Consider the following 17887-nt stretch of genomic DNA (forward strand, 5'->3'; position numbering starts at 1 on the left):
TCCTTCACTACCTCATTTTTATAACATTCCAATGACTCTTCTAAATCTTCTACTCCTAAAGTTAGTACTGATATCCTTGGTTTCATTCTCTTTTCCTGCTCGTCCTACTTTATTACTTCATCTATATCATATCCTTTTCAAATATGATGTACTTTTAAAAAACGGACATAAAATTATGTGGAGTTTCTATGGTTTTCATACCTTACTTAGACATAACCATACCAAATGGGTGGAGAATCCAATGGATCTAAACATCTATTCCTTACCTAATCATAAGGAACCAATCCACCACTGGGTGATTTTTATTTGGAATTAATGCTCAGTATTTAAGAGCTTGCTTCATATAAATAGTCCTAACCATACAGCTGTCCCCATAGCTAACATCAAAATCAATTTTTCATAATTAGAAACTTGCTCATGATCATCCACATCCATTTTCAGAATGAGGGCCATTGAGATAATTACAGTAGCAAAAACTCCACCTGCAGCAACTATTCGGTCTATTCCTAGCCAGGTTACGCACAACCCTGTCAGACCAAAATATAAGAGAGCTGGAAGACGACAATATGCCTTTCCAAACGTATCGGCTGCCCACACCACGCATGTTAGTTTCTTAGGTGTTGCCTGCCGATCCGCTTCCATATCGGGAATATGATGAACCATTACCCAGGCAATACATATAAGTGCATTGATAATCGCATTTTGCCAGGCCCATTGAGGTAGGGTGTCCAATGCCAGCCAGGCCCCTGCAAGTCCAAGAAATAACACGGACGGAAAAGTGGATAGCCATTCTCCTAGAAAAGGACGATAACTTAGTAATAAGGGAGGCAAGGAATAGGAAATCGCTCCCCACAACCCAAGAGAAAGTAAGATTGCTAGCTTGAAAGATTGAGCTATGAGTAGTCCAATGACCACTAGGCTCAAAATTAAGATCAACCCTTTTCCTAATTTCCACATCGTTTCAGAAGAAATAGTACCCGTCTGAATAACACGGCTGCCTCCAGACAAAATAGCTGGGCTATGGGTATCTGTTCCAGATTTGTCGTCTATGTAATCATTCAAAATGTGAGTAAGTACACCATGGATGAGGAGGGCACCAGAAAGTAAAAGGAAAAATATGTACGACAACTGAGTGAAGGAAACATCGGAATATAAGTAAAGAGGAAGGATGGTGGATACAATGGTTGCGACACTTGACGAGACCACGGCTATAAACCTCAGTAGCTGCCACCCACCCTTAATCGTTGATAGAGCATGACTAAACATTAAAAGAACAGCTCCTTTCTGTAAGTAAATGGTCTTTCTATAAGTCTATACCCTATTAAATATGGTAAAAGTCTAGTTGTTTGGTGTGATGATACTAGGATAGATTCACCTTCTTCTAGTTAAAAAGGTGTGGTACGATATTAATAAATTATCTAAAGGAACATAAGTATGAGGAGGGCGTCTTTTAAAATCAGGTGGGGGGCAAAAACAATGAAAAAACTGTTGTTTGTCTTGGTGGCGTTTCTGTTTGTTTTAGGAGCTTGCGGAAATGATTCAAGTTCGGAATCAGAAGCTGAAGGTGCGGAAACTACTGAGCAAAAAGAAGAATCTAAAGCGAATGAAGACAGCCAGTCAGGTGAATCAACGAATGCTGACGAAGACAAAGACTCATCCATCAGTGTCGATAAGAATTTAACGAACGTTAAAGTCACTCTTCCAAAATCATTCCTTGAAATGCAGCAAACCGATTTCGAGCAAGTGAAAGCCGAGGCTGAAGCTGCAGGTGTAAAGGAAGTCGTCGATAATGGAGACGGAACGATTACTTATAAGATGTCTAAAAAGCAGCATAAAGAAATGATGCAAGAAATGGAAAAGCAGATGAAACGTTCAATCGAAGACATTAAAACCAGCGGTGATTTTCCTTCTATTAAGGATATCGAAGCCAATTCATCTTTCTCAAAAATTACAATGAAGGTTGACCAGGAAGCTTACGAGAACAGCTTTGACGGGTTTGCGACCATGGGTGTTGGGATGACGGGAATGTTCTTCCAAGTGTTCGATGGGGCCAATCCAGATGATTATAATGTAACGATTGAGGTCGTGAATGCGGATACTGGAGAAGTATTTGATACGATCCATTACCCTGAAGCGTTTGAGCAGATGGAAATGATGCAGTAAATAAGAGACTGAGACAGTATCCTAGAAAGGAACTGTCTTTTTTTATGGAAAAATGCACTCGAGTTAATGTTTGAATTTTCTAAAATATTGATATATAGTGACAATAGGCAGCATTTGTAAATTTTTTTCAACACTACATACCAACCAGTTAGTATATGAAAGCGTTAACAATTGTGAAAAGGGAGGGAACAGATTGAGATTAGAGGGGAAAAACGTCCTCATTACAGGGGCAGCGGGCGGAATCGGGCGCGCGACGGCACTCCGAATGGCAGAAGAAGGAGCAGCCGTTATCATTAGTGATCGAAATACGGATCAAGGAGAAAATGTGGTTGCAGAAATCAAAGAACAAGGGGGAAGAGCTGAGTTTTTTGAACTGGATGTAACTAGGGAAGTAAGTGTCCAGGAAGCCGTTTCTTTTACAGAGAAAACACTGGGTTCCATCGATGTGCTATTCAACAATGCAGGTGTCGGGGGCGAGGAGAAGAAGCTCCATGAACTTTCCGAAGAAGAATGGGATACCGTAGTGGATATCAATATGAAGGGTGTGTTTTTTGGCATCAAGCATGCGGCTCCGGTCATGATGAAGCAGGGCAAGGGAGCCATCATCAATACCTCCAGTGTACTTGGCTTTAAAGGAAAGAAACGATCAGGACCCTACAACGCGTCAAAAGGCGGACTTGTTACGTTAACAAAAAATGCTGCGCTTGAGTACGGCCGTTATGGCATTCGCGTTAATGCGGTCGGTCCCGGTGTGATTGATACGCCGATCGTGAAGCCCTGGCGTGAAGATGAGCGAAAGTGGAATATTATTTCTAAAGCGAATGCGCTTGGGCGGTTAGGTCAGCCCGAAGAAGTGGCGGAAGCGGTCTTGTTTTTAGCTTCCGATCAGGCTTCATTTATTACCGGTGAAACCCTAATGGTCGATGGTGGAGGATTGACGTTTTAATTATAAGGAGGAAAACATACATGGAACGAGTATGGAGAAAGCATTATCCAGATCATATTCAAGTTGAAGTGGACATTCCGGATATCGCGCTGACAGACGTTTTACAGCAGTCGGTGGACCGGTTCCCGAAGAATCCAGCGGTATCGTTTTCTGGACATGAAATCAGCTATGAAGAATTGAACGGACAAGTCCAAGCTTTTGCTTCCTCACTGCAAAAAGAAGGCGTGGAAAAAGGCGATCGCGTAGCCATTATGCTTCCGAACTGTCCCCATTATGTCACGAGTTACTATGGGACATTAAAGGCAGGGGCTGTGGTTACTCAAGTGAATCCGATGCTTGTCGAGTGCGAACTTGCTCATATCTTAACCGATTCTGGAGCAGAAACCATTGTCATTTATGGACCTCTATTACCTGTTCTTGAAAAAGTGAAAGACCAAACATCTATTAAGAATGTCATTGTGGTTATGTTCAACGGGAATTTTGAAGGGGCTAGCGATGAGATTGAGTTTCCTGAGTTTTTGAAACAGGCCGAGGGACCTCCTAGCCCAGTAGATATTAATCCTAGTGAGGATCTTGCTGTGCTTCAATACACCGGTGGAACCACAGGCCGTTCGAAAGGAGCCATGCTGACGCACCGAAATGTTGTCGCAAATGTAGTGCAGACGAATGAATACTTTAAAGATGAAATCGAAATGGGGAACGAGCGATATTTGACGGTCATTCCTCTTTTCCATGTGTTTGGCATGACTTCATGTATGAATCTTTCCATTTACTCAGGTTCGAAAAACATTATGCTGCCTCGTTTTGAATTAGAGGAGGTGCTTGAAACAATCAAACGCGAGCAACCGACCTTTTTCCCAGGTGTACCGACGATGTATGTTGCCATCAACAGTCACCCAAAAGCAGAGGAATACGGAATTGACAGCATCCGTGTGTGTAACAGCGGAAGTGCGCCGATGCCGCAGGAGTTGATGCGGAGTTTTGAAGCGAAAACAGGAGCAAAAGTGTATGAAGGGTATGGGTTATCCGAAAGTTCCCCCGTTACTCATTGCACGCCGCTTTTTGCAGAAAGAAAACCAGGCAGTGTCGGAATCGGTGTGCCCTCCACAGATTATAAGATTGTCGATGTCGCGACAGGCACCGAAGAGCTTCCGATTGGGGAAGCTGGAGAAGTGGTGCTACGCGGACCGCAGGTGATGAAAGGCTATTGGAATATGCCTGAGGAAACTGGAGGGACGATCCGCGATGGATGGCTTTATACCGGAGACATCGGGCGCGTCGACGATGAGGGATACCTCTATATTATTGATCGGAAAAAGGACCTGATCATTGCTGGTGGGTTCAACATTTATCCGAGGGATGTTGAGGAAGTCATTTATGAACATGATGCCGTTCAGGAAGCGGTAGTCGTTGGTGTACCTGATGAGTACCGGGGAGAAACGGTTTGTGCCGTGATCGTATTGAAGGATGGAAAGACAGCAACAGAAGAAGAGTTGATTTCTTACTGCCGTGAGAATATGGCCGCTTATAAAGTCCCTCATATCGTAGAGTTTGAGTCCGAGCTTCCTAAATCTAGTGTCGGAAAAATATTGAGAAGGAAAATTCGGGATCAGAAGAATCAAGAATTCGAGTCTGCGAGAAGCGAACAATAAGGAGTGAACGTGTATGGGGATGGTAGAAACGGTACTCGGTCCTGTAGATGCCAATGAACTTGGGAAAACTTTGATCCACGAGCACTTTTATTTCGGCTATCCAGGGTTTCAAGGAGACATGACACTTGGCACTTCAGATTTCGACGAAAAGAAGCGGCAAGGGATAGAAGTGGCTCGACTGATTCAGGAGCAGGGCGTGGATACAGTTGTCGATCCAACGCCAAATGAATGCGGAAGAGATGTGAATCTATTAAAAGCGGTATCTGAGGATACGGGCCTGAACATTATTTGCGCCACAGGTTATTACTATGAAGGCGAAGGAGCTACCCCGTACTTCAAGTTCCGTCAACAGCTCGGAACAGCTGAAGAGGAAATCTATGAACTGTTTATGGAAGAAATCACAAATGGGATCGAAGGTACCGGTATCAAGCCTGGCATTATCAAGCTTGCTTCTAGTAAAGGAGAAATTACCGAGTATGAGCAGATGTTTTTCCGGGCGGCGGTAAAAGCTCAAAAAGAAACAGGCATCGTCTTACTTACGCACACTCAGGAAGGGACGATGGGACCGGAACAAGCCACTTTTCTCATCGGTCAAGGAGCAGATCCATCTAAAATCGTCATCGGACACATGTGTGGGACGACCGATATCACCCAGCACTTAGAGACCTTGAACCAAGGCGTCTATATCGCCATGGACCGCTTTGGAATCCAGGGGATGGTTGGTGCGCCGATGGACGAGGCCAGAATGACAGTTCTTATGGGACTGTTAGGGCAAGGGTATGAAAAACAGCTGTTCCTTTCTCATGATACGGTTAATGTTTGGTGGGGGAGAGATCCTGTCATTCCTGAACCGATTCAGCCATTGATGCAAAATTGGTCGCCTGATCGTCTGTTTAAGCGCATTCTTCCGCAGTTGAAGGAAAGAGGGATGACAGAAGAACAGGTATCGCAGATGCTGGAGCGGAATGCTGGGGTTTTGTTTTCTTAGTATTGTACCAAGAAACACGCTTGAACCTTTCAAGCGTGTTTCTTTAATCCCGAATTCTTGTGAGACCGGTATTGTTTGTATGAATCTTTCAAAGCAGCTGCAATCGCATTTCCGGCTTTCCCAAGATAACTATCTTTTAACTGATTTAAAGGTTCTTCGTATCCCTCTTTTAAACTATGGCCCTTAAGAACACTTTTAATATAATCTTTGCCATGATCTGTTGCCAATGTACAGGATACATCTACGATTACTCCATATTTTCTGTCAACTTCAAGGGTGAGGGTTAAAGAATCAGAAATATGATTAGCTGCAATTCCGGTCGGCAGCCTTGAGTGACCAGCTACAAATAATGTGTTCATAATGGTTCCTCCAAACTATCGCATTGTTTTTACTATTAAAGGAAGGGTGGCTGTTAAAAACAGTCACCCTATTTTCTAATGGTTATATGGGACTTGAATATCAAGAAGAGGAGGATATTGCTGTGAACCGAAGATATCACCTTCTCCAGGATCCCCACTTGGAGCGAAACGACGAATGGTGAATTTAATGGCATTAGCTGGATCATACTCTACAAAGTCTGTAATTTGCTCTTCCTCAATGTTGTACAAATTTGCAAGTTTTTTACGATTAATCGTTTTGCTGCTTTTTATCTGTTCATAAGTTCCCTGTTCCTTAAAGATGATATCAAATGTAATTTTATCTGTTCCTGCATTCTTACTTCGGATTGTCTTTGCTACTTCACTTAAAGCAACTGTTTTCATATTCTATCCCTCCAAATTATGACTTTACTAGTTCACCTATGTTCGAAGTTCTAACGTCAAACAAATCTAGGGGGTTATCCACTGGGATTGTATGATTCATTGTCCAGGAATAGGAAGCTGTAGCTGGCAGAACATCATCTACTATAAAGGCTGCTGTACCTGCTGTACCTTTTACTTCGGGTAGGCGGGCATAAAATATTTGGCGGGTTCCATAAAGGGTCAAAGCTTCAGCTTCTTCATGTGTTTCAGCAATTCCCTCAACAATAATACAAAGCTCATGTGATTTGATTTCTTTTACTGGTTCAAGATCGCCCATTACCCCGTTTTTTCCGAATACACGGAAACTAATTTTGTAATCACTGCCTTTAAACTCTTCCTCCACTTGCTGCTCCGCCATCTCTATTACTTTGTCAATGTTCTTAATGGTATAAGGATCGCGCACACCAGCAATACCTATATATTTCTCTCCATTTTTGCCTGAACCTTCTAATTTTACTTTTACTTTTCCTTCGACGGGTACAAATTTCATACCAGTAACTCGGGTTGTTTTCTCATCATATTGCTCGTATTCGCAATTGGTCATATCCAGCATCCCGCCGGCAACATATTCGTAATTAGGATTTGCACGCTCATACATCGCGTGTCCAGCTACAGAAGCAATGGTGCAGCGTTGGTTTGGATGCATCGCGGTTACTTTTACATCGTCTTTGGTTACAGTACCTACTACGCTTTCTTTTGCACCATAAGGTTCTGCGCAGAAAGAAGCACATTCCAGTACTTTTCCTAGATAGTAAGATTGAGCTTCTGGGAAGCCTTCTCGAATAGCTGGGGCTGCAAAAATGGCACAGTCACTAGACCGTCCCCCAATAACTACATCAGCTCCCATGTCCAACGCTTTTATATATGGATGTACTCCTGCTACCCCGACAATGCGTTCTGTCTTATCTACATCTTCCTTGGTGAGTGCTGGACGCTCATCCAATCCTTCAACCACGACATTATGATCCATCCTATTTTTTAATTCTTCTTTATCAACTTCTGAATAGAAGTAACCAATTTTAAAAGGCGGAAGATTATGTTCGGCAGCAATCTCTTTGATCAGTTCTATGTAAAGGTCCACTCGACTATTAGAACCAGAATCACCGGCTGAACCAACTAACATTGGTACATTTTGCTCTCGGGCAGCAAGAAGCATTAATTCTAAATCATGCTTTTGCCATTTTCTCATACTGACAGACCGATCGGCACCAAGTGCGGTCGCACCTATATCATCACTGCCAGAATCACAACAGTAATAGTCCGGTTTAGTTGCTGCAGCTATTTTAAAGCTTTCTTCTTTTGTTGGAGCAAATCCTAGGTGACCATTAGGGCAGACAATGCGAAGTTGTTCTTTCATAATAATTCCCCTTTCAGATTTCGTTGAATATAACATGTTATAACCAGTTGAGTCGATTATAAAGCACGGTAATTTGTTTGTCAATTCTAAAAATTCAAACTAAACTCCGTGCTTATCGTTCAATTCATTGATCTTGTTATAAAAAACTTATACTTATCTCCTTTATAATAGGAGGTTCTATACTCTATTGGCCTTTCCGACGCATAAATAATCGAAGTTACTTTAAAGATAGGGGTGATTTCCTCTAGTTTAAGGACCTTTGTAATTCGCTCATCTGAGAGAATAGACTCAAAGGTTTGCCGGCTCTTTGTAGGAGTAATATCATTGATCTTCTTATATAAATCTAAGGTGGTAAAAGGGTTTCCTTCCTCAACTTCCTTTTTACCAGCTTCTATAAGCTGTGTTCCAATATCCAAAGGGAAAAAACTATCATAGAAAACAACTGGGGTTTCATCACCGTACCCTACTAGTTGAAGGTTACATAGGGGATCGGTTATTTCATCGTTCAGTAATGTAGATAACTGAAGATCTGTTACGGTCTTATCCGTTTTTATGATATCTGTAGAAGCAACAAGACCATGTTGTGATAAAGATGACTGGAACGTATCTACTTTGCTTAACTCTTGTTTTATCGTAGTCTGACTTGTTACGAAGGTACCTTTTCCATGAGTTCGATACAATAATCCTTCATGAACTGCCAAATTAATTGCTTGGCGAACAGTTATTCTGCTGACTTCATAATCTTTCCCGAGCTCTCTTTCCGAAGGAATTTGCTCTTCTGGCTTCCAATCTCCACTAACAATTTTTTGTTCTATTAACTTTTTTAATTGAACGTAAAGAGGAGTTGCTTGTTCACGTTTTAGATTCACTAATTATTCACCAACTTTTCTGTGAGTTGTATGTACTGATTATAACAATATTTGGGTGGTATGGGGAAATGATACGGGTTTGTGAAATAGGAGGTTTCACGATTTTTAAAAAAATTATTGATTATTCTAAAAATTTTGATATACTCGGATTAGAACATGTTATAACCAGTTTTCGTTGTTTAGTTTGTTGATTTTGTAATAGGTGCACTTAATCTTAATTATAACTGTGGAGGTGTATGAATGGGAATCCCCATGCCAATGCTTTATTTGGTAGCCTTGATTGCTTTTGTCGCAGTTTTGTTTGTTTTTTTAAAGCGACCGATGTATGAAGTAATGACAGCTTCTTTCTTTTTTATCATTTTGGTTTCAGGTCAATTCGATTTAATGTGGTCTTCTTTGCTTTACCCCTCAACTAGTAGTTTGTTCTATGCAATATTTGCTTTTATGGTTGTTGCCGTATTGTTTGATGCAACGAAAGTCGTTCAACGAATAATTAATTTGATGTTGGCTGTCGTGGGAAGGTTTCGAGGTGGCGCTGGCTATGTATCTCTTTTAGGTAGTACTTTTATGGCTTCTCTTTCTGGTACAGGGCCAGGTAATGTTGCGGCAACCGGTGTCTTTACTATACCAACCATGAAAAAAGCAGGTTACCCTTCAAGATTAGCTGCAACTACTGAAATGTCATCAAGCATGTTAGGGAATATCATACCTCCCTCAGGCATTGTCCTACTAACATTTGGAATTTTGAATGAAGTAAATCCAGGTAGTATCACGCTAAGCCAATGGATTGTTGCTGCATATGGGATTGGCTTTTGGTTTTTTGTTCAAAGGTGGTTAACTCTTTGGGGTCTCTGTAAGTATTACAAAGTAAGCCCAATTGTGAAAAAGGATTTACCGCCATTCAAAAGCAGCCTTCGTATAGGCTGGCCGGCACTGATTTTACCAGCGTTAATTTTTGTACCTTTATTAGCAGATGCTCAATTTACTGGAGCCATCGTTTCAAGAATTGGAGCTGATGGAGCAGAATCCTTCTCTTCTTCTGTTTTAATGTTTACTCCTGGCATTGCTGGTGCTTACGCCATTGGAATTGGCAGAAAATCTTTCTTTTCTTCATCACGATCTTACATAGATCGATTGGTTAGTGTATTTAAAAAGTCATTATCTCAAGTGGTGCCAATCGGTGTTACAATCTACATGGCCTACGCTACCTCTAAAGTATTCGCTGGAATGCAAATGGAAGAGGTTGTCCGTAATTGGTTTGTATCGATGAATATGAGTGTGCCTATTATGATTGTCGTGCTTCCGTTTTTCTTTATGATACTTGGAATGGTTCTTCCTGGTTCTGCTCAAATAGCTATATTAGGCGGCGCTATGATTGCAGCATTTGGAGCGTTAGGTGGAGATCCTGTATTATTTGCCTTGATGCTTCCTGCTATGACAGGCGCACTAGAGGGAATGACGCCTCCTCTTGCATTAGGGTTATTTGTAGCGATGGGAATAGCTGGGTCAGGTTTTAAAGAAACTTCTAAGCTGGCTGTATTGTGGATATTGCTCCATGTACTCCTAACCATTATTCTATTGACAGGATTCTTACCGATTTTTGGACTATAATTTCGGAGGTGTTCATTTGAAGAAAGCTGTAATAAAACTGTTTGAAAATTTGTACGGCTGGATAGCTTTTTTGACTATGGCACTAGGCGTATTAACAGCAACCATGTTTGGAATTTCTTTTATAATTGGCGGGGGTACTGGTGAGAGCATTGCTGTGATAGCTGGTACACTCATGAGTTGGGGCATCCGATTTGCCGCGATAGCCATGTTAATAGGCTTGGTCTACACGTATATGACAAAGCAGCACAGCTTGACGCTTGGTTCTGAATCCAAAAGCAGCGTTGCACAAAAGGAAATCGATGCAGAAATGAAAAAAGTAATGTAATTGCTAGGAGTGTTCCTATTGAAACCTTGGATTGGAATTACTGTACATGTAGATGACGGTAAGAGTGACGATTTATACCCACAACATCCTCTAATGTATATTGAAAGCGATTACATTAAAGCGATAGAAGTACATGGGATGCATCCAATTTTACTTCCAGTGTTAGATGATACGAGTGAAATTGAATCATATTTATCAAAATTGGATGGTTTGTTAGTGACGGGAGGAGGTTATCTCAATCTTGATAAACCTCTACCTTCATCCCCTGACTTAAGCGGGACGGGAGACACTCGCTATTCATTTGAATTCGTTTTGCTTCAACAGGCTTTAAACGCTGGTTTACCTATCCTGGGTGTTTGCCGTGGGATGCAGATGCTAAATGAAGTACACGGGGGTACACTGGAAAACCTCTGCTCTGATCACCATCACCAAGAAGTTCTTGGCATAGAATCAGACATTCTTACACATTCCATTGAGTTGAAAAAGGAAAGCAAGTTATCGGAAATCCTTGGATCAGATTATATAGATGTAAATTCAAGGCATCGTCAAAAAATTTTTTCACTTGGTAATGGTTTAAGGGAAGTTGGTTGGTCGAGTAAGGATAGAGTGATTGAGGCAATTGAGAGTGAGAACAAGTCTTGGGTATTTGGATTACAATTCCATCCTGAGCAATTATATAAAAGAGATCCCCGATGGTCTTCACTATTTAATGATTTGAAACGTGCTGCCAAACAATATAGTCAAACTAAGTTGAAGAAAGAGAAGGTCTATTAATTCTTGGGAGATCGATGATTTTTAACTCAAAAACTGAACATTTTGGCACAAAAAGCGCTTGAGATTAATCAAGCGCTTTTTGCTTTCTGGTATTAGTTTTGTGGCAGGTACCGAAATGATAGATTCCGGTACCTGGCATCTAAAATGAAGCGAAGGGGTACCAGACACAGTGAAGTGATTACTGCGTACCTGGTACCGCAAAATAAGAGGATATCAAGGGTAGACTTCAAGTTCGTCAAGCTTACGAATAATAAGATGAATGATAATAAATCCACCGAGGTACATCAAAAACGTGTAAAAGAAGTTCCACTTTTCATGATAGGACAAAGTGTGAATTAAAGTAGCAATATATTCTACTCCTGTCATACCAAGGACAAATAGTGGATAAACCCATAAAAGGCTTTTCTTTTTGTAATAGAGGAAATACGTAAACCATACAGCCGATATCGTAAAGATGCCTAAATCGAGAAAGATCGTATCAACTAGCACAATATTTGATGAAGGGGAGATGCTCCAAAGACCGATTTGGATCCCGAGCTGGTTCAAAATTAGTGCAATGAGTGCAGCGAAGGGGGCTACTGTAAAAAAGAGTTTTGGTGTTCTTTTATACACATACCCAGCTGTTAACCACGGAATTACAAATCCTAGAACAATGATCAGTAACATTTATCTCACCTCCTTTTCATACATCTTGCCTACAAATTCCTAGAAAATATACGTGGAAATAAAATGGAAATTGTCGAGTGTTGTCTTCCTCATCCATAGAAAGATATAGTAGAATGAAGGGATCAAGAGATAGGGAGGTCGTAAACATGAAGATAAATAAAATTCATCATATAGCGATTATTTGTTCTGATTATGACAAGTCCAAACAATTCTATGTTGAGACTCTAGGGTTTAAAGTCGTAGAAGAGACTTATAGAGAAGAAAGGGACTCTTATAAGTTAGATCTAGCAATCGGAAATGAGTATTAGATCGAGCTGTTTTCTTTTCCAGACAGGCCTGAGCGACCAAGCTATCCCGAAGCACGAGGGTTAAGGCATCTGGCATTTGAAGTGGATGATGTAGAGGGTAGTAAAAGAGATCTTGAAAGGAAAGGAATCGAAGTGGAGCCAGTAAGAGTGGACGAGATTACTGGTAAGAAGTTTACGTTCTTTCAAGACCCCGATGAGCTGCCTTTAGAATTATACGAGAGTTGATTATCATAAAGAGATGGCAGGATTAAGGGGATATTTAAAGAATAGGATAGTAAGTACTTAGGTCGCTACTAAGGAGGTTTTTATGCCAACATCCATCTTAAAGGATAAAAGCCGTTTTGATTTAAACTATTATGATGAATCAAAGACAGCGAATGCTTTCCATTCTCACTTTGAATATGAAGTCTACTATTTTCACAAGGGCAGCTGTACATATTTAATTGGAGATAAAATTTATACGCTTTCTCCTGGAGATGTCATTCTGATGAATGGATTGACTCTACATCGCCCACGAGTGTTAAACAAGGAAGAGTATGTCCGTTCGACGATTCACTTTGATCCTGAATTTTTTAAGAAAATGCTGTCGGGAATGAGCATGGAATGCTTACTTCAACCGTTTATGGTTCTGAATTCCTGCCGTCTTCATTTGAACGCTGAACAGAAGGAAGAATTTGAAGCTGCTCTAAAGCGGATGGATGAATTCAATAATGAGAAAACCGAAATTTCCACGTACCGTTTCCAGCTTGCATTTGTAGAATTGCTTACTATTTTGTATGCGTTTACAAAAGAAGCTATGGAAAATCAGCATAAAGCAGAAGATACGTCTGATCAGGCAGACCATGTTCAGCAGGTCATTTCTTTTATTGAATCCCATTACATGGAGGACCTTAGCTTAGAAAGACTTGAACAAGAACTGCATTTCAGCAAATATTACTTATCAAAGATCTTTAAGAAGGTCACAGGTTTTACGGTTTTTCACTATGTTTATCATCGAAGAATTAATCAAGCGAAAATCGTTTTTCTATTGGGGCCTTCCAGTCGAGTGACAGATGTAAGTTTTAATGTGGGCTTCAAACACCCGGCTCATTTTAGCCGAGTGTTCAAGAAGCTGACGGGGGTAAGTCCTGAACAGTACAAAAAGAGTATCTATTCTTAAGTTAGAAGTGTATGACTATTCAATGGATTTGGGGTCATCACTTTTTACATGACCTATAAAACTACTAAACTTTTTGGAGGAGTTTACTATGCAGAAGAAGTGCAAGGTAAAACAGCGAAACGAAAATGAAAGAACTTTAGAATATCTGTTACACCTGCCAGAGGATTATGATCAAAACACGGATAAACAGTGGCCTTTGATTCTTTTCTTACATGGAAGAGGAGAAAGCGGAACAGATTTAGAACGTGTAAAAAGGCAAGGACTCCCGAAAGAAATTGAAGAAGGAGGAGAGTTTCCTTTCATTATCGCTTCTCCCCAATGCTCAGCGGATTCCTACTGGACAAAGGAATTAGAACCTTTGGAAAGTCTGTTATCTGAAATTCAAGCCAACTATAACGTAGATCAGTCCAGGATTTATTTAACCGGGTTGAGTATGGGAGGATTTGGAACGTGGCATCTTTCTGCACGATCACCTGAGACTTTTGCGGCTATTGCGCCTGTGTGTGGTGGTGGAGAAGTAGAAAAGGCTGAAGCGATTAAGGATATCCCTGCGTGGGTTTTCCATGGGGATCAAGATGATATCGTTCCTATAGAAAGGTCTGTAGAGATGGTGGAGGCCATAAAAAGACATGGCGGAGACATTCACTTTACGGTTTATGAGGGTGTGGGGCATGACTCATGGACCGAGACATACCGCAATCCAAAGTTATATGAGTGGCTCCTTCAGTATTCGAAATAGTATTTCCTTGGTTTTATTGTAAGAGATAGGCTTTATTCTTTAAGTGAGAGGCGGGGATGGATGGGAAACCACTCGTTTGCAGGTAAGTGAATCGTTTCTTGAAAAAACCTTTCCCCTTAATTAAACAACGAAAAATATAATATAGGCCAATGAGAGTTAAATCAAAAGGTGCATCGGTTAATGGGAGAAAAGCCGAGGCATCTTTTTTTATTTATGTTAAAAGGTAGGAATCAAAGAGAGGAGGATACAAATGAAATTTTCGGTTTTTACGGTGATGACTCCAGATTTAAAACCTAAAGCACTGGTTTCAGCTTTAAAAGAATTCGGCTATGACGGGGTGGAATGGCGTTGTCAGGTGCCACCAGATAACGTGCAGCAGGATCCCCCAAGCTTTTGGGGAAACAATTTAGCAACTCTTTCCCCTTACAGTGTGGACGAGCAGCTTGAGGATATTCGTACATGGACGACTAGGGAGGGAATTGAAACGCTCTCTGTCACTCCCTATTTAACTTGCGGTGATTTAGATGAAACCGAACGAGTTTTACGAATGGCAAGGAAATTAGGTGCTTCCATGATCAGGCTTGGTGTCCCCCGGTATGATCGTTCTGTCCATTACACGGATCTCTACGAAAAAGCTGTGCGTTATTTAAGCGAGTGCGAGCAGCTGTGTAAGCACTATGGTGTGAAGGGGCTTGTAGAAACCCACCATGACACGATTGCTCCAAGCGCAAGCTTAGCTTATCGACTAGTAAAATCTTTTGACCCTCATTATATTGGAGTCTTGTATGATCCAGGAAACATGGTGCATGAAGGGTATGAAAACTACCGGATGGGACTGGAACTATTAGGTCCTTATTTGGCGCACGTCCATGCTAAAAATGCGGCATGGAAACATAACGAATCCAGGCAGAGTTGGGAGGTCGTTTGGACTTCTTTTTCTGATGGGACCGTTGATTGGAAGCGGGTGTTAAAGGATTTGAAAGCTGTTGGTTACGACGGTTTTATCGGAATGGAAGACTTTAGTCAAACGTATCCAACAAAAGAAGCTTTAATAAAGGATATCGCGTACGTGAAGGGCTTGTTGGAAGAAGTATATGAATGATCGATTACGGTAAAAGGAGTGGATAAATATGAATCAAGTACGGATCGGAATTATTGGTATGGGAAATATGGGGACCATTCACGCCAAGTCCTTACTTAACGAGGAAATTGAGGGAGCGAAACTAACCGCTGTTTTGGAAGTTAGAAAAGAAAGACTCGAAGATTTACAAGAAAACCTTGGGGATGATATCAAGGTGTTTGCGGATGAAGATGCTTTTTTAAAATCGGGCTCCGTTGACGCTGTGCTGATCGCCACGCCACATTATGATCATGCTTCCTTAGCTATTAAGGCTTTTAAGCATCGTCTGCATGTGTTGTGTGAGAAACCTGTGGGCGTTTATACGAAACAAGTCCGGGAAATGAATGAAGCTGCGAAATCCAGCAATCTTACTTTTTCCGTAATGTATAACCAGCGAACGAATCCTGTTTATCAAAAGGTGCGTGACCTGATTCAAACCAACGAATTGGGAGAGATAAGGCGGATCAACTGGCTGATCACAAGCTGGTACCGGGCGCAAAGCTACTACGATTCTGGGGGGTGGCGTGCGACATGGGCTGGAGAAGGCGGTGGAGTCTTGATTAACCAATGCCCCCACCAATTGGATTTGTGGCAATGGATGACGGGAATGATGCCGACTCGCATGAGGGCGTTTTGTTATTTTGGTAAGCATCGCAATATAGAAGTGGAAGATGACGTCACCGCTTTTACTGAATATGAGAACGGTGCGACAGGTGTCTTCATTACTTCAACAGGAGAAGCACCAGGGACAAATCGATTAGAGATCTCTGGGGATCGCGGAAAAATAGTGGTTGAAGATAACAAACTGACCTTCTGGAGGCTGCGCGTCCCAGAACCGGAATTTAATAAAGACTATAAGGGTGGATTTGGCAGTCCGGAAACATGGAAGTGTGAGCTTCCAGTGGAAGGAGTTGAAACGGGACATAAAGGAATCACGCAAAATTTTGTTGATGCGATCCGCAAAGGAACACCGCTTCTTGCACCTGGAGAAGAAGGCATTCTTGGACTGACTCTTTCTAATGCCATGCAGTTATCGACGTGGGAAGATGATTGGGTGACTTTCCCTATTGATGAAGACCTTTACTATCACCATTTACAAGAAAAAATTAAAAATTCAACGATGGTTAAACATAATCATCACATTGTATTAAATGTAGAGGGCACTCATTAAACAAAAAGGAGGGAAATTAGCATGGACAAAAATGACGGCATGAATTATGCGCCAAAAGGAAAACCGAATCGCGTGGTCGCGCAAGGTGAATTTGTTTTTGCAGCGACCGCTTTAGATCATGGTCACATTTATGGCATGTGTAATGGACTATTGGAAGCTGGAGCCGATCTGAAATGGGTGTATGATTCAGATCTAGAAAAAGTTCAACCATTTCTCAAAGCTTTTCCAGATGTAAAAGTAGCTTCTTCGGAAGAGGAAATTATGAACGATCCTGAAGTAAGATTAATTGCTGGCGCTGCCATTCCTTCTAAACGTTGTGAACTCGGCTTACGAGCGATGGATCATGGCAAAGATTACTTCACAGATAAAACGCCGTTTACGACGATGGAGCAATTGGAATCAGCGAGACAGAAAACCGAAGAAACAGGCCGAAAATACATGGTCTATTATAGTGAGCGATTACATGTGGAAAGTGCGGTTTTCGCCGACCAGTTAATTAAGGAAGGGGCTATTGGCAGAGTGATTCAAGTTACAGGTTTTGGTCCACATCGCTTGAATGCATCAAGCCGTCCGAAGTGGTTTTTTGAAAAAGAATCCTATGGGGGCATTCTCTGTGATATCGGCAGTCATCAAATCGAACAATTTTTGCACTATGCATCGTGCCATGATGCCCAGGTGATGCACAGTAAAGTGGCGAACTACCATTCTAAAGAAGATTATCCTGAACTTGAGGACTACGGGGATGCAACGCTGGTCGGAGATAATGGGGCCACTCAATACTTCCGGGTTGACTGGTTTACTCCCGCAGGATTAGGGACGTGGGGAGACGGCCGGACATTTATTGTCGGCACTGAAGGGACGATTGAAATCAGGAAGTATATTGATCTTGCCAGAGATGAGAGTCCTGATCATTTGTATCTTGTGAATGAACAAGGAGAAAAGCACTATGCTCTCCACGGACAGGTCGGCTATCCTTTTTTCGGTGAATTCATCCTCGATTGCATTCACCGGACTGAAAACGCCATGACTCAAGCACATGCTTTTAAAGCTGCTGAGCTTTGTTTGAAAGCACAGGAATTGGCTGTGAGAGTAGAATAGCCAAAGATGGTAATAAATTCTCAATATTAGTACTAAACGCTCAAAAAACGACAAACCGGAAAAAATTCTGAAAATTATATTGTAATCGCTTTCCTTACTGGTTATAATACTATTGAAACGTTTCAATAAACTATTAATAGT

General features: G+C 41.4%; 18 protein-coding genes and 1 pseudogene. 13 read left to right on the top strand and 6 right to left on the bottom strand.

The annotated features are described in order from the left end of the window. Nucleotides 1–339: 339 nt before the first annotated feature. Nucleotides 340–1266: a prenyltransferase gene (locus HM131_RS05615; protein ID WP_085028780.1), complete on the bottom strand. Its 927-nt coding sequence runs from the start codon at nucleotides 1264–1266 to the stop codon at nucleotides 340–342. A 210-nt stretch (nucleotides 1267–1476) separates the two neighbouring features. Between HM131_RS05615 and HM131_RS05620 the strand changes: the two genes are divergently transcribed. The 4 genes from HM131_RS05620 (at nucleotide 1477) to HM131_RS05635 (ending at nucleotide 5749) form a co-directional block, all read left to right on the top strand. Beyond that, a complete protein-coding gene (locus HM131_RS05620) occupies nucleotides 1477–2163 on the top strand; it encodes a hypothetical protein (protein ID WP_085028782.1) in 687 nt (228 codons plus the stop codon). 193 nt (nucleotides 2164–2356) lie between these two features. Beyond that, complete coding sequence (locus HM131_RS05625) at nucleotides 2357–3109, top strand: SDR family NAD(P)-dependent oxidoreductase (protein WP_085028784.1); 753 nt, start codon at nucleotides 2357–2359, stop codon at nucleotides 3107–3109. Between the two features lie 20 nt (nucleotides 3110–3129). After that, a complete protein-coding gene (locus HM131_RS05630; protein WP_085028786.1) occupies nucleotides 3130–4761 on the top strand; it encodes a long-chain-fatty-acid--CoA ligase in 1632 nt (543 codons plus the stop codon). 13 nt (nucleotides 4762–4774) lie between these two features. Then, complete coding sequence (locus tag HM131_RS05635; RefSeq protein WP_085028788.1) at nucleotides 4775–5749, top strand: phosphotriesterase family protein; 975 nt, start codon at nucleotides 4775–4777, stop codon at nucleotides 5747–5749. Nucleotides 5750–5778: 29 nt separating this feature from the next. Here HM131_RS05635 and HM131_RS05640 read toward each other — a convergent pair whose 3' ends face one another. The 4 genes from HM131_RS05640 to HM131_RS05655 all read right to left on the bottom strand — a co-directional run bounded on the left by HM131_RS05640 (nucleotide 5779) and on the right by HM131_RS05655 (nucleotide 8775). Then, nucleotides 5779–6108, bottom strand: a complete 330-nt coding sequence (locus tag HM131_RS05640) for a DUF3870 domain-containing protein (RefSeq protein ID WP_085028790.1) — start codon at nucleotides 6106–6108, stop codon at nucleotides 5779–5781. A gap of 75 nt (nucleotides 6109–6183) precedes the next feature. Beyond that, nucleotides 6184–6510 (bottom strand): DUF4387 domain-containing protein, encoded by a 327-nt coding sequence (locus HM131_RS05645; protein WP_085028791.1) that lies wholly within the window; start codon nucleotides 6508–6510, stop codon nucleotides 6184–6186. A gap of 16 nt (nucleotides 6511–6526) precedes the next feature. Then, on the bottom strand, nucleotides 6527–7942 hold the full coding sequence (locus HM131_RS05650) for an acyclic terpene utilization AtuA family protein (protein ID WP_232324882.1): 1416 nt from the start codon (nucleotides 7940–7942) through the stop codon (nucleotides 6527–6529). Nucleotides 7943–8025: 83 nt separating this feature from the next. Further along, nucleotides 8026–8775: a GntR family transcriptional regulator gene (locus HM131_RS05655; protein WP_085028795.1), complete on the bottom strand. Its 750-nt coding sequence runs from the start codon at nucleotides 8773–8775 to the stop codon at nucleotides 8026–8028. 240 nt (nucleotides 8776–9015) lie between these two features. Here HM131_RS05655 and HM131_RS05660 point away from each other — a divergent pair, with 240 nt between their 5' ends. From HM131_RS05660 to HM131_RS05670, 3 genes are read left to right on the top strand one after another with little or no spacing between them, the layout of a single operon-like run. Next, entirely contained in the window at nucleotides 9016–10386 is a 1371-nt protein-coding gene (locus tag HM131_RS05660) for a TRAP transporter large permease subunit (protein WP_085028797.1), read from the top strand. 16 nt (nucleotides 10387–10402) lie between these two features. Then, on the top strand, nucleotides 10403–10711 hold the full coding sequence (locus tag HM131_RS05665) for a hypothetical protein (RefSeq protein ID WP_085028799.1): 309 nt from the start codon (nucleotides 10403–10405) through the stop codon (nucleotides 10709–10711). Nucleotides 10712–10729: 18 nt separating this feature from the next. Further along, nucleotides 10730–11485, top strand: coding sequence for a gamma-glutamyl-gamma-aminobutyrate hydrolase family protein (locus HM131_RS05670; RefSeq protein ID WP_198162728.1), 756 nt, complete (start codon nucleotides 10730–10732; stop codon nucleotides 11483–11485). A gap of 213 nt (nucleotides 11486–11698) precedes the next feature. Here the strand turns inward: HM131_RS05670 and HM131_RS05675 are convergent, their stop codons facing one another. Continuing rightward, nucleotides 11699–12151 carry a hypothetical protein gene (locus HM131_RS05675; protein WP_085028803.1) on the bottom strand — a complete coding sequence of 151 codons (453 nt, stop codon included), beginning with the start codon at nucleotides 12149–12151 and terminating at the stop codon, nucleotides 11699–11701. 146 nt (nucleotides 12152–12297) lie between these two features. On the opposite strand from HM131_RS05675, the pseudogene gloA2 reads away from it, so the two are divergent. The 6 genes and pseudogenes from gloA2 (at nucleotide 12298) to HM131_RS05705 (ending at nucleotide 17746) form a co-directional block, all read left to right on the top strand. Beyond that, nucleotides 12298–12684, top strand: a pseudogene (gene gloA2 / locus HM131_RS05680) (SMU1112c/YaeR family gloxylase I-like metalloprotein). An 82-nt stretch (nucleotides 12685–12766) separates the two neighbouring features. Further along, entirely contained in the window at nucleotides 12767–13618 is an 852-nt protein-coding gene (locus HM131_RS05685; protein WP_085028805.1) for an AraC family transcriptional regulator, read from the top strand. 88 nt (nucleotides 13619–13706) lie between these two features. Next, nucleotides 13707–14357, top strand: coding sequence for a carboxylesterase family protein (locus tag HM131_RS05690; protein ID WP_085028807.1), 651 nt, complete (start codon nucleotides 13707–13709; stop codon nucleotides 14355–14357). 250 nt (nucleotides 14358–14607) lie between these two features. Next, complete coding sequence (locus HM131_RS05695; protein ID WP_085028808.1) at nucleotides 14608–15459, top strand: sugar phosphate isomerase/epimerase family protein; 852 nt, start codon at nucleotides 14608–14610, stop codon at nucleotides 15457–15459. 28 nt (nucleotides 15460–15487) lie between these two features. Next, nucleotides 15488–16648: a Gfo/Idh/MocA family protein gene (locus HM131_RS05700; protein WP_085028810.1), complete on the top strand. Its 1161-nt coding sequence runs from the start codon at nucleotides 15488–15490 to the stop codon at nucleotides 16646–16648. A gap of 21 nt (nucleotides 16649–16669) precedes the next feature. Continuing rightward, the gene (locus tag HM131_RS05705; RefSeq protein ID WP_085028812.1) at nucleotides 16670–17746 is read left to right on the top strand and encodes a Gfo/Idh/MocA family protein; all 1077 of its coding nucleotides are present in this window, start codon (nucleotides 16670–16672) and stop codon (nucleotides 17744–17746) included. Nucleotides 17747–17887 lie beyond the last annotated feature (141 nt).

Source organism: Halobacillus mangrovi (assembly GCF_002097535.1).
GTDB lineage: Bacteria > Bacillota > Bacilli > Bacillales > Halobacillaceae > Halobacillus > Halobacillus mangrovi_A.

Coding starts and splice junctions, on each gene's coding strand:
- HM131_RS05615 (WP_085028780.1), bottom strand. CDS start 1,266: ATGTTTAGTCATGCTCTATCAACGATTAAGGGTGGGTGGCAGCTACTG.
- HM131_RS05620 (WP_085028782.1), top strand. CDS start 1,477: ATGAAAAAACTGTTGTTTGTCTTGGTGGCGTTTCTGTTTGTTTTAGGA.
- HM131_RS05630 (WP_085028786.1), top strand. CDS start 3,130: ATGGAACGAGTATGGAGAAAGCATTATCCAGATCATATTCAAGTTGAA.
- HM131_RS05635 (WP_085028788.1), top strand. CDS start 4,775: ATGGGGATGGTAGAAACGGTACTCGGTCCTGTAGATGCCAATGAACTT.
- HM131_RS05640 (WP_085028790.1), bottom strand. CDS start 6,108: ATGAACACATTATTTGTAGCTGGTCACTCAAGGCTGCCGACCGGAATT.
- HM131_RS05645 (WP_085028791.1), bottom strand. CDS start 6,510: ATGAAAACAGTTGCTTTAAGTGAAGTAGCAAAGACAATCCGAAGTAAG.
- HM131_RS05650 (WP_232324882.1), bottom strand. CDS start 7,942: ATGTTATATTCAACGAAATCTGAAAGGGGAATTATTATGAAAGAACAA.
- HM131_RS05660 (WP_085028797.1), top strand. CDS start 9,016: ATGGGAATCCCCATGCCAATGCTTTATTTGGTAGCCTTGATTGCTTTT.
- HM131_RS05675 (WP_085028803.1), bottom strand. CDS start 12,151: ATGTTACTGATCATTGTTCTAGGATTTGTAATTCCGTGGTTAACAGCT.
- HM131_RS05685 (WP_085028805.1), top strand. CDS start 12,767: ATGCCAACATCCATCTTAAAGGATAAAAGCCGTTTTGATTTAAACTAT.
- HM131_RS05690 (WP_085028807.1), top strand. CDS start 13,707: ATGCAGAAGAAGTGCAAGGTAAAACAGCGAAACGAAAATGAAAGAACT.
- HM131_RS05695 (WP_085028808.1), top strand. CDS start 14,608: ATGAAATTTTCGGTTTTTACGGTGATGACTCCAGATTTAAAACCTAAA.
- HM131_RS05700 (WP_085028810.1), top strand. CDS start 15,488: ATGAATCAAGTACGGATCGGAATTATTGGTATGGGAAATATGGGGACC.
- HM131_RS05705 (WP_085028812.1), top strand. CDS start 16,670: ATGGACAAAAATGACGGCATGAATTATGCGCCAAAAGGAAAACCGAAT.